We start from the raw sequence: 10,982 nt of genomic DNA, 5'->3' as shown, positions 1-10,982 counted from the left end.
AGAAGAACTGTGCCAAAATTATCTAGATCTTGAAGCGATGATGGAGGCACCCTTACCTCGAAATTATCCCCAAGAATACAAGATCGATAATATGCCAATCGAGGCGGCAGCCGAAAGTATTGCCATCTCAGAGCGTCAGCGTCTTGGGCTGGGAGATGCACCTATTCCATGTCTGCGAGATATTTTGGAACAGAGTGTCGGACTACGCATTTTTTACATAGAGATGCCACCTAAGTACTCAGGTATATATAGTTATAACGAACAAATGGGTGGCTGTATTGCCATCAATGCGGGACATCCTGAAGAAAGAAAACGCTGGTCATTAGCACATGATTACCTGCATTTTCTCGCTCATCGACGGAAGCCCATAGTTGACTTTGACGATCAGTATCAAAGGAAGCCAGAGAGCGAGAGACTAGCCGATACTTTCCCTAATTATTTTCTGATGCCAACAAGTGACTTGCTCAAGCGATTTAACGATATGCACCGTTCTCATGGCAAGTTTACTGCAACAAATCTATTTACTTTAGCACATCATTATGGAGTGTCCATTGAAGCTCTTGCTTATCGGGCAGAAGCAATTAAACTGCTACCATCTGGAACTTTGGAACGGTTACGCGATCGAGGATTAAAAGTCCGAAAAGTGCAACAAGAAATGGGCTTGGAACCGATCGGAGAACGCATCGACATGGCTCCTATTCACTATCAGCATTTAGCGATCGAAGCCCTAGATAGAGGGTTAATTACCGAAGGACGCTTTGCTAACTTTCTTGGTGTCGATCGCATCGAGGCTCGACGGATTGCTGAATCATTAAGCGAACATTCAAGTGGAATGCTTGAAGAAGTTGCTAATTTAGACTTGTGTCAGGCTTAGGATAATTGGGAAACTAGTGATGAATATTAAACAATCCCATATTGTCCTCGATACCTGTTGCATTCTAAACTTTTACGCCTCAGGAAAATTCTCGGGAATATTGGAGGCTATCCCCGCTCAAGTTGCTGTGACTGAAGTTGTCAGATCGCAAGAGCTAATGACACTTCAGCAGCTTGAGAATCAGGAAAGCGAGGGCACAATTTATTTCGATAAAGTAGTTAAAGAAGGTCTAATCTCGATCGTGGATTTTGAATCGGAAGCAGAGGCAGAAACTTTCATCAATTATACCGCTCAAATGAAGGACGAAGGAGAATCTGCCACATTTGCAATTGCCTTTCACCGAGAATGGGCAGTTGCAACCGATGATAAAAGAGCGATCTCATTTTTAAAAAAAGAGGCTCCCCACATCCAGATTGTATCAACGCTAGAAGCGATCGAACATTGGTCGAAAAAATCAAATATTGACTCAGCAACATTAAAAGCCGCATTGAGTGCAATTCGAGTTAGAGCGAGATATCAACCTCCTCGAAATCACCCTTTACTGAGTTGGTGGGAAACTGCAATGAAATAAATAGATTAGTGCCGAAATTACCGAAATCATCCTCGAACGCCTCGTCGCCCTCAGCGACGAACGTGCAGCAGAAGAATGCAACGGACACATCCGCTGGCTCCGCCCCAAATATCAAGCCCCCGATCGGGTTCAATCTACCCAAACCACTCTGACAGGTATCGAAGACGCAGCAGAAACCGCAGTAATACCCGTTGAACAGCAAAAATGGCCGATACAGCTAGAAAACTCGCCGCTATCCGCGACCTTTTCCGCCGCAGTAGCGGCGCATGGATAGGTAGATGCGATTTAGTAATATTTCTGGAAAATGAATATCCCGATCTGTAGTGATCGATACGAACGCAACAGACACAAATTAAATCAAATAGTTAATTTTCCAAATCTCAGACTAAAGTTGAAATTAGATCGCGAAGTTGGCTGAAATTAACCATAAGAGTTTTGTTGTTTGGAGTGTAAATAAACACCACGATTGATCGCTACTTACTTTAACATCATGAACTTCAAATCTTTACTCGTTGTCGGTTTGGGCTTCGCTACACTGGGCTTATCTTTCCCCGCTCATGCCGATACTGCTACTGTCGTTAACAACAATCAAAGCGTAGTTGTCACTGGCAATGGTAATACCACCAACCAATCCAACATTACTTCGGTACGCAACACTCAAACTGGTCGTAGAACTAGCAACAATACCGGTAGTGTGGTCAATAGCAATCAATCGATCGACGTTATGGGTGATAACAATACGACTAATCAAAGCAACCAAACAACGTTTCGCAATTACCAACGTCGCATTCGTTAATATCTAGCTACTCAGTTAAGATGGCGATCAATTGAAGCATTTGAGCGATCGCCTAAGTCTAGTTCGCGCATTACTTGATATCCTTGCGAGAAGTCTGGAAAGTAACCACTGCTGTAAAATTTGTGCCGATGGTTATAAATCCCAGATTTGGCAGCTAAAGCTCCAATCGATCGAGATTTTAGACGCGATGGGCAGAGCGATAAAAGGGTTTTTTGACCACAGTAGCGGGGTGCAATTTACCGCGAATTTCAACTTCCACGACTTGCCCGATCTTGGCAAATTCGGTCGGGATATAGGCTAGGGCGATCGCTTGTCCGAGGGTGGGCGACATGGTGCCACTAGTAACAATTCCGGCAGCTTCGCCGTTAATTACCACAGGATAATCATGCCGTGCGATAAATCGTCCCTGCATATTTAGTCCGACTAGTTTCCGGCTGACGCCTTCAGCCTTTTGCCGCACCAAGACATCGCGCCCGATGAAATCGCCCTTGGTATCCAGATGCACTACCCAGCCTAATCCCGCCTCTAGCGGCGTAGTCGTATCGCTAATGTCTTGACCATACAAACACATCGTTGCTTCCAATCGGAGGGTGTCTCGCGCCCCTAAACCGCAAGGCACGACACCAGATGCTAGTAGTGCATCCCAGAGTTGGATACCGATAGCTGGCTCGACCATAATTTCAAAGCCATCCTCACCCGTGTAGCCAGTACGGGCGATAAAGGCGGGGTTTTTAAAAATTAAGGCTCTAGAATGACCGAAATTCGTTAACTGGGTGAGATCGATATCGACTAATGGTTGGAGCTGGCGGACTGTCTCTGGCCCTTGAACGGCGATCAGCACGCGATCAGACAAATCCTCAAATTCCACCTGACTGAGGTCTAGATGCGCCAATAACCAGGCTTTATCCTTATCTTTCGTCCCCGCATTGACAATCAGCGTGACACTACCCCCACCTTCTTGATAGACGATGATGTCATCGATAATTCCGGCTTGGGGGTTTAATAATACCGTATACTGCGCTTGTCCGGGTTGGAGCCGACTGAGATCCGAGGGTACCAATCTTTGGAGCTGTTCGATTGCCGAAGGCAGGCCGTTGGCCAACGCACTCTCCCCCCGTAAACTAAACTTGCCCATGTGGGAAATATCAAACATCCCCGCACTCGTGCGAATGGCTTCGTGTTCGGGGGTAATGCCGCTAAACTGGACGGGCATTTCCCAGCCCGAAAAAGCGGTCATTCTGGCATTGAGGGCGATCGCGCGATCGTACAATGGAGTCCGTAAGGGTGGATGTGATTCCGATCGAGCCATGGGTTTTAGAGTGAATGATGATTACACATTACTACTATAAAAGCGATCGAGCATTTCAATCTCGATCGTCTTTGGCAAAATTTCGGAGGATTATTTGAAAATGTCTGACATTTCCGATGTTTTGAAACGATCGAGCTATTTCACATGAATATTTGCCATAGCTGCTCTCGATCTTAACGATGAAGTGATGTTGAATGCTTCGATCGAACATATTCAACAAAGTCACAATTTAACAGCGTAGATTGAGTTTATTGATATGGTAATGCAATTGCATTACTGTAGAATTCAGTCTTCATAGATCCTTGCCATTATGTCGATCGCCAAAAGTACACCCAGAGCTATCGAGTCAACACCTTGCTCAGAGTCAACTCTGACCGATCGATATCAAACGATGGTGCCTGCGCCTGTGCGGAAATTTCTGGGCTTGGGCAAAAACGATAAAATCTGCTACACCCTCCAACCTGATGGAACAGTAGCTATTGCTCGTGTGGCACAATCAGAAAGCGACCCAGTTTTGAAGCCATTTTTGGATTTGCTTGCCCAAGATATCGAGCGTAATCCGCAGCGATTGCAACCAATTAGTGCTGACTTCATCGATCGTATTCGATCGCTAGTTTTAGATGTCGATGTCGATCTGAATGAATCGATCAATGAGGATGAATAGGTTTGTCACAATCAGAATCTGAAGATCGATCGATCGTAATTAATGGCTGGAGAATCTTTGCTCATCCGCTGTTTCTCGACCAAGTTGAAGATGGGTGAATGATGACTCACTGGCTTAATATCCACTTGAGAATGCCAAGAATCTTCTGTACCGGCGTAACCAAATAATTAGTAGGATCGATCGTTACATTACTGTCTTCTAATTTAAGAAATTGCCATAGTGTACCACTAGTTACACAACCATAAATAACTAGAATACTTCTATTTTTAAGCTGATTATAACTTTGAGCTGCTACCATTTCAGCGACACATTGACCCAATCCACTTTCAATTTCACCTCGTTTAGCCTCAACCAACATTAATACCGGAGCATCGATTGTAAATTGATTTTCAGACTTGCTAAACAGGAAATCACAGAAGCCATTCAAACCCTTCTCCTGGTCTACATTAAACTCCTCACCAGAAAACAATTGTACTTGCCGATCGACCAATCTTCTGGCCTGAACTAAGATCGGGCTAACCAATAACTCAGACTTAGCCTTTTCAGACTTTGCAACCTCAGCCAGAGAAAATGATTCATCAAAAATAGTTAAAAATTCTGATTGTGGCTCAGAAACAGGAAAAAGCTCACAAAAACGATTATTTACTAACTGTAGATCGAATCTGTCTTTCACTGACTCTAAAGTAAAATTATTGTATGCCATTTTACAACCTCAAATTAGTTAGCTCACTTATAGCTCACTAGTGACTCACTCTACCAATCGATTTCGATATCCAAGCAAACCTACCCTCCTCAATCAACATCTCAATTGACTACAAAACTCGGGTCATTCGATCGACATATTTCCAGGCAGAAGCATAATCCTTGCGAATTAATTCCCAGAAATAATCATCATCAAAAGCGAGATAATGTAGTTCTAATTTCGGTTTCTTCGGGCGCGATGAATGTGAGTGTGGATGGCGAGTGTGAGCCTTTTTGCTGCGCGATGGCTTCCCCACGGGAGGGGAGATCGGCAGCAGGGTAAGTTGGGTAAATTGAACCACAATTTCAGGTTGAGGAGTGAGGATGTGTGTCTAAACTAGCGGAGTTCGCACTTATGCGGGTGTCCCGCTCATGGAACGAACCCAAGCGCGGAGTTCGCACTTATGCGGGTTTGTCTTGTCGCACATAACCTGGAGGAAGCCTCCAGGTCGATGCGCCGCTCCCGCTCATGGAAAGAACCCCAGTAGCGATCGCCAATCGACTATCTCATAATCTCAATTGGTTCGATCGATTCTGCTGGTTGAAAACCAAAGATTTGCGCGTAAAAATAAAATTCACCAGTCAGCGCGCGTTTGATATTTTCCGCTTGCCGAAAGCCATGTTGCTCGGTGGGGAAGGTGACATAGGCGACAGGAATATGTTTTTCTTTGAGGGCGTCTACCATCATTTCGGCTTGATTGGGCGGGACGACTTTATCCTCCAAGCCTTGGAAAAAGACGATCGGACAGGACAATCGCTGGGTAAAGTACAAAGGCGATCGATCTTGATAGATATTAGCACTTGCGGGGTAGGGTGCGACTAAGCGATCGAGATAGCGAGATTCAAATTTGTGGGTATCTGTAGCCAGGGCTGCCAGATCGCTGACTCCGTAATAACTCGCACCAGCTTTGAAAGTATTACCAAAAGTTAACGCAGCCAGGGTTGTATATCCCCCCGCGCTGCCGCCGGAAATCGCCAATCGATCGGCATCGGCTAAACCTTGTTTGACTAAATAGAGGGCGGCATTGGTACAGTCATCGACATCGATAATCCCCCACTTACCATCGAGACGATGTTGATAGGCTTTGCCATAGCCCGTACTGCCACCATAATTGACATCGACGACGGCAAAGCCGCGACTCGTCCAGTATTGAGTTTTGAAATTGAGTTGATTGGAAGCTGCCGCCGTGGGGCCGCCATGGCTTTTGACGAGTAGCGGTGGCTTCTCGCCCAGTAGCGGTTGGTAATCGCGGTTGGTGGGTGGATAATAGAAGGCGTAGGCAGTTTGGCCGTCGGTGGTGGGAAACTCGATCGATTGGGGCGTCGAGAGATAGCCAGGATCGATTTTTAATTGGTTGGAGTGTTTGAGGACTGCGCGGGATTCAGCGATCAGATCGATTGCCACAACATCACTGGTTTGGGTGGCAGCAGCACCACAATACACGACTAGATTACCAGTGGCGCGAATGCTGGCAATATCGGTATGCGGTACATTGAGGCGGGTGAGATGTCCGCTAGCGATATTAATCAGGGCGAGATGCCAGATCCCATTTTGGCTATAGGTACAGACGATCCGCTGTTTGCCCACGAGGGCGTAAGTAGACATCCCAAAGATCCATTGGGGTAGGCTAAATTCGGCAGCCAGTTCGTGGACGATCGTGACTTGACGATCGCTCCAGCGATAGAGATTGCCCCAACCCGTGCGATCGCTGACAAAATACAAGGTATCATCTGCCGCCCATTGGGGCTGAAAAATCGTTTCGCGCGCACCGCCAGCAACCAAGGCTGGTGCGGAGAGAAAACCATCATTAACTGTCGCCACTTGGAGATTGGTGCCATCCCACGGGAGATTTGGGTGATTCCAACTCAACCAGGCGAGTTTCGATCCGTCGGCATTCAAACGCGGCGCGGCATAAAAATCACAACCGCCCACCAAAACGATCGTCTGATCTGGTGCTTTGAGATCGATACTGACGATCGTATTCAATGCTTCTAATTCAGTCGAATCATGTTCCTCTTGGACGCAAATTAGTCGCTGACGATGCGGATCGATCGTCAAATCCGCATATCTTTTGGTTCGATCGTGAGTGAGTTGAGTAACCAGATCTGGCTGCGCCGATCGCAAATCCTGCGTATAGAGGCAATTATCGCTATTGTTACTAAAATACACCCGACCTTCGGCCACTGTATACGCAGCACCGCCGTACTCATGCACGCGATTGCGGACATTATAGGCGGGTGGAGTGATATCACTAAGCTGTCCATCGGCGGTACGTCTGACGATGACACTGCGCCCAGCTTCTTGGGGGCGAGATTCCAGCCAATAAATATCTGTCCCATCCAAAACAATCGAACTTAGCCCGATACTATCAGCGACGATCGAATCGGCAGTAATCGGCGATTTCCAGGAACCAAAAGGAGCGAGTTGCATGAGTGACGATCGGTGTAAGGTGTAATAGCGTTGGCGATGTGAAATCTTGAGTACGATTAAGCCGATTCGATCGGGCCAATCGTACCGACAGAAAACTCGCTTACTATGGATTCTAACCGATCGCGCCTAAGCCTCATCCCCGATCTTTACATCTTGTGGTGACTCCAGTCGCTATTTAGTCGCGATCGCTACAGTACTTGGTAGGATGCGATTACTCGTACCGATCGGCTAGCTTGAATTGACGATCGTCAAGTTAAGTTTTAGCTCTCAAGATCGCCATTAATTGCTGACGATCTCTACTCTCTAACTTGGGGGATAGTCGCTCGTGAAACAACGTTTCATAGAAGAAACAAGCGAAGCCACCAAACTCTTTGGCGATCGTCAGATCGATTTGTGCGCCAATTGTCTCGATCGCGATCGGTTTGGTACGCAGTCCGGTGAGAATCCCAATTACCGTCGGAATTTTAGTTTTAATTGCCCGTACTTCTGGCTTGCTCAGTTCGCGCTCGAAGGCATCCAAACGCTCGCGATAAACTTGCAATACCAACTCATCTACCAACCCCAAATCGCACCATTTTTGCCAATCTACCAGATACCGACTCTTGGAAAACCCTAGCGGATTTGGCGAAATCGACACCAGACAATCGCGGCGGATCGATTTCACCGCAGTGACAATTTGAGTTAACAATCCAGTCAACTGTGCCCGCCGCCACTCATCCCAATTAGCACGCGGCTGTTGCGCAAATAAGTGTTGCGTCAATTTGTCGTAGCCTAACTCCACAGGCAAGGCAAAATGGTCGTCTAATTGGACTCCGGCTACGGGATATCTCGCGACCAAATCGGCGATCGTTTCCACCATCAAGCTCTGGACGCGATCGTGACAAGGATTCAACCATACCTGTGAATCTTGCTGCCCATTCGCCCCTTGAATCCGCTGTAAATTGCCCTGTCGATCGATCGTCAGTAAATCTGGGTGAGTGCGTGCAAAATGCGATCGCGGCGGCACCATTAAGCCATATTCAAACCATGGGATGACGCGGATGTTTAACGGTGCGGCTAGCTCGATCATCTCTGCCAAAAAATCGCGTCCGACAAATGGACTATCGGGCAACACTAACGAGCCAGTTAATTGCGCTGCAATCGGACTCGGATAGAGTGTGTATCCCCGTTGCCACACCACAGGATAAATCGTATTCAAGCCCAAGGCTGCTAGTTGTTGCAAGCCGCGATCGAGATTGGCGCGGGAATTGAGGACTTGACTATCGACATTCGTCAACCACACAGCTTTGGTGAATGGTGGCGGTGATATGGGCTGGCTGATGTTTGCAGACTTCATAGCAACGGCAAATACTGTATCGGTAATTTATGTTTTTGGAGATTATAATTAAATATTCTTAGTCGATCTGATTTTAAATATTGGCAGCAGACAAATGACAAAAAGAACTCAACAGATCCTCGCCATTTTAACATCGATCCAAGTTCTGAGCCTGGCCATAACGCCGCAGGTTTCTGCTGAGATTAAATACCGCGTACACTTTAGATATACAAAAGCAGATCGAGAAAACACCCGCTGGGCGAACTTGCCAGTGCCAAGAGTCTCAGCAAATTTCACCAAAGAGCAACGACAACTCCTCTGGGAAGCTTTACTTAAAATCCAGAATCGGATGCAGTCAAAAGAAGTACTCGAATGTATCAGTAAAAATGCTACTGATGGCTACTATCGAGATGAAACACCAGTAAAAGCCGCCCAAAGAGTTGTCACTGGTGCGCAATTTAGAATGGTCAAAGATAGTCGATCGGCACAAACTAGGCGGCAACAATTATTTGTCGAGACTGGGGTGATCGAAGATAGTACTGCTGATGCTTTTACATATATTGGTAGCAGTAGAAAGATCGAGAAAGACCTGACGATGTATATTGTTCAAGATAAGATGGGCACGAAAAACTCGGATTACTGGGCGGGTGTAATCGTCCATGAAGTCCTGCACATTTATACTTACAAACATCCTGCATACGATCCGAACAAAGACTATTTCGACCAGTTTAAAGGCAATATGATGTTTGAAACAGAATGGTGTGTGAGTGGCCGGCGGAAAAAGACTAAAGAGGGAGTTTGGTATATAGATGCCGCTTTTAATGAAAATTATTAAGAACAGCGACCCACCCGCTCTATTGACTCAGACACTCAGGGTCGCTTCATACAAGAAAAGAAAAAACAGTCTCAACTTGGTTAGCCCACAGGCTAGTCCGCCCGATCTCTAGGCGATCTGCCTGGTACACAATTACCCCTTCCTCATCAAACTGCGCTAGAATAAAACGACCGATTTTTGGCAATCTGGTCATTTGTCCCCTGTAACTGGTGGTAAAAGAAGCATGGACGATAACGAATTTCAACTAGAAGCTCCCTTTAAACCCACTGGCGACCAACCAACGGCGATCGCCCAACTCGTAGCTGGGTTAAAATCCGAACAGCAGTTTCAAACCCTACTCGGTGCGACAGGTACGGGAAAAACCTTTACGATCGCAGCGACGATCGCCCAGCATCAGAAGCCGACTTTAGTCTTAGCTCATAATAAAACATTAGCCGCGCAATTGTGTAACGAACTGCGGCAATTTTTCCCGCACAATGCGGTCGAATATTTTGTTTCTTACTACGACTATTATCAGCCAGAGGCATATATTGCCGTCAGCGATACGTTCATTGAAAAAGCATCGGCGATTAATGATGAAATTGATATGTTGCGGCATTCGGCGACGCGATCGCTGTTTGAGCATCGGCATGTAATTGTGGTGGCGTCGATTAGTTGTATCTATGGATTGGGTACGCCAGCCGAGTATCTCAAGGCCGCAATTCCGCTGAAAGTGGGGATGGAAATCGACCAACGCGAGATGTTGAAACAGTTAGTTTCGGTGCAATATAGTCGTAATGATATCGAGTTAAAACGTGGTAACTTTCGGGTACGCGGTGATGTAGTGGAAATTGGCCCCGCTTACGAAGATCGGATCGTGCGGGTGGAATTTTTTGGCGATGAAATTGAAGCGATTCGCTATGTCGATCCGGTGACGGGAGAAATTCTCCATACAGTGGGCGGTCTGAATATCTATCCAGCACGGCACTTTGTGACACCTGAAGATACCTTGCAGGATGCTTGTAATGATATCGATGATGAGTTGAAAAAACGGATTGTCGAGTTAGAAACTAATGGCAAATTAATCGAAGCCCAACGCATCGACCAACGGACGCGGTACGATCTGGAAATGTTGCGCGAAGTCGGTTTCTGTAATGGCGTAGAGAATTATTCTCGGCATTTAGCACGGCGAAATGCTGGCGATCCGCCGGAATGTTTGTTGGATTATTTCGATGATGATTGGTTATTGGTAGTTGATGAATCGCATGTTACCGTCCCTCAAATTCGGGGAATGTACAATGGCGATCGAGCTAGAAAAACCGTCCTGATCGATCACGGTTTCCGGTTGCCCAGTGCGGCGGATAATCGCCCGTTAAAGGCTGATGAGTTTTGGGAGAAGGTGAATCAATGTATTTTTGTTTCAGCAACCCCTGGAGTCTGGGAAATCGAGCTGTCAGAAGATCGAAT

At 46.5% G+C, this 10,982-nt stretch carries 11 protein-coding genes; 6 read left to right on the top strand and 5 right to left on the bottom strand.

What is annotated here, in order from left to right; genetic code table 11:
- The 3 genes from RMO27_RS21395 to RMO27_RS21385 form a co-directional block, all read left to right on the top strand.
- Positions 1-874 (top strand): ImmA/IrrE family metallo-endopeptidase (locus tag RMO27_RS21395; protein WP_309736400.1); only part of this gene is annotated, 874 nt, incomplete at its 5' end.
- A gap of 19 nt (positions 875-893) precedes the next feature.
- Positions 894-1,445, top strand: a complete 552-nt coding sequence (locus tag RMO27_RS21390; protein WP_309736398.1) for a hypothetical protein — start codon at positions 894-896, stop codon at positions 1,443-1,445.
- A gap of 490 nt (positions 1,446-1,935) precedes the next feature.
- Positions 1,936-2,241: a hypothetical protein gene (locus tag RMO27_RS21385; RefSeq protein WP_309736397.1), complete on the top strand. Its 306-nt coding sequence runs from the start codon at positions 1,936-1,938 to the stop codon at positions 2,239-2,241.
- 178 nt (positions 2,242-2,419) lie between these two features.
- Here RMO27_RS21385 and gcvT read toward each other — a convergent pair whose 3' ends face one another.
- Complete coding sequence (gene gcvT, locus RMO27_RS21380) at positions 2,420-3,550, bottom strand: glycine cleavage system aminomethyltransferase GcvT (RefSeq protein WP_309736394.1); 1,131 nt, start codon at positions 3,548-3,550, stop codon at positions 2,420-2,422.
- Positions 3,551-3,860: 310 nt separating this feature from the next.
- On the opposite strand from gcvT, the gene RMO27_RS21375 reads away from it, so the two are divergent.
- The gene (locus RMO27_RS21375) at positions 3,861-4,214 is read left to right on the top strand and encodes a type II toxin-antitoxin system PrlF family antitoxin (protein WP_309736392.1); all 354 of its coding nucleotides are present in this window, start codon (positions 3,861-3,863) and stop codon (positions 4,212-4,214) included.
- A 106-nt stretch (positions 4,215-4,320) separates the two neighbouring features.
- On the opposite strand, the gene RMO27_RS21370 is transcribed toward RMO27_RS21375, so the two are convergent.
- The 4 genes from RMO27_RS21370 to RMO27_RS21355 form a co-directional block, all read right to left on the bottom strand.
- Positions 4,321-4,917 (bottom strand): hypothetical protein, encoded by a 597-nt coding sequence (locus RMO27_RS21370; RefSeq protein WP_309736390.1) that lies wholly within the window; start codon positions 4,915-4,917, stop codon positions 4,321-4,323.
- A gap of 109 nt (positions 4,918-5,026) precedes the next feature.
- Positions 5,027-5,257: a hypothetical protein gene (locus tag RMO27_RS21365; protein ID WP_309736389.1), complete on the bottom strand. Its 231-nt coding sequence runs from the start codon at positions 5,255-5,257 to the stop codon at positions 5,027-5,029.
- Positions 5,258-5,457: 200 nt separating this feature from the next.
- Positions 5,458-7,386, bottom strand: a complete 1,929-nt coding sequence (locus RMO27_RS21360; RefSeq protein WP_309736387.1) for a S9 family peptidase — start codon at positions 7,384-7,386, stop codon at positions 5,458-5,460.
- 253 nt (positions 7,387-7,639) lie between these two features.
- Positions 7,640-8,722 carry a family 10 glycosylhydrolase gene (locus tag RMO27_RS21355; RefSeq protein WP_309736385.1) on the bottom strand — a complete coding sequence of 361 codons (1,083 nt, stop codon included), beginning with the start codon at positions 8,720-8,722 and terminating at the stop codon, positions 7,640-7,642.
- Positions 8,723-8,816: 94 nt separating this feature from the next.
- Here RMO27_RS21355 and RMO27_RS21350 point away from each other — a divergent pair, with 94 nt between their 5' ends.
- Both RMO27_RS21350 and RMO27_RS21345 read left to right on the top strand, forming a co-directional pair.
- Positions 8,817-9,536: a hypothetical protein gene (locus RMO27_RS21350; RefSeq protein ID WP_309736383.1), complete on the top strand. Its 720-nt coding sequence runs from the start codon at positions 8,817-8,819 to the stop codon at positions 9,534-9,536.
- 223 nt (positions 9,537-9,759) lie between these two features.
- Positions 9,760-10,982, top strand: a 1,223-nt coding sequence (locus RMO27_RS21345) for a DEAD/DEAH box helicase family protein (RefSeq protein ID WP_309736381.1), incomplete at its 3' end; no start/stop codon positions are given.

The sequence above is a fragment of the Chamaesiphon sp. OTE_75_metabat_556 genome (assembly GCF_031378165.1).
Taxonomy (GTDB): domain Bacteria; phylum Cyanobacteriota; class Cyanobacteriia; order Cyanobacteriales; family Chamaesiphonaceae; genus Chamaesiphon.
Note: the sequence above shows the minus strand (reverse complement) of the source record. Positions and strands in the feature narration are given on the sequence as shown.

Bases quoted from the DNA above. Each gene is read 5' to 3' on its own strand.
- RMO27_RS21390 (WP_309736398.1), top strand. From the start codon at position 894: ATGAATATTAAACAATCCCATATTGTCCTCGATACCTGTTGCATTCTA.
- RMO27_RS21385 (WP_309736397.1), top strand. From the start codon at position 1,936: ATGAACTTCAAATCTTTACTCGTTGTCGGTTTGGGCTTCGCTACACTG.
- gcvT (WP_309736394.1), bottom strand. From the start codon at position 3,550: ATGGCTCGATCGGAATCACATCCACCCTTACGGACTCCATTGTACGAT.
- RMO27_RS21375 (WP_309736392.1), top strand. From the start codon at position 3,861: ATGTCGATCGCCAAAAGTACACCCAGAGCTATCGAGTCAACACCTTGC.
- RMO27_RS21370 (WP_309736390.1), bottom strand. From the start codon at position 4,917: ATGGCATACAATAATTTTACTTTAGAGTCAGTGAAAGACAGATTCGAT.
- RMO27_RS21360 (WP_309736387.1), bottom strand. From the start codon at position 7,386: ATGCAACTCGCTCCTTTTGGTTCCTGGAAATCGCCGATTACTGCCGAT.
- RMO27_RS21355 (WP_309736385.1), bottom strand. From the start codon at position 8,722: ATGAAGTCTGCAAACATCAGCCAGCCCATATCACCGCCACCATTCACC.
- RMO27_RS21350 (WP_309736383.1), top strand. From the start codon at position 8,817: ATGACAAAAAGAACTCAACAGATCCTCGCCATTTTAACATCGATCCAA.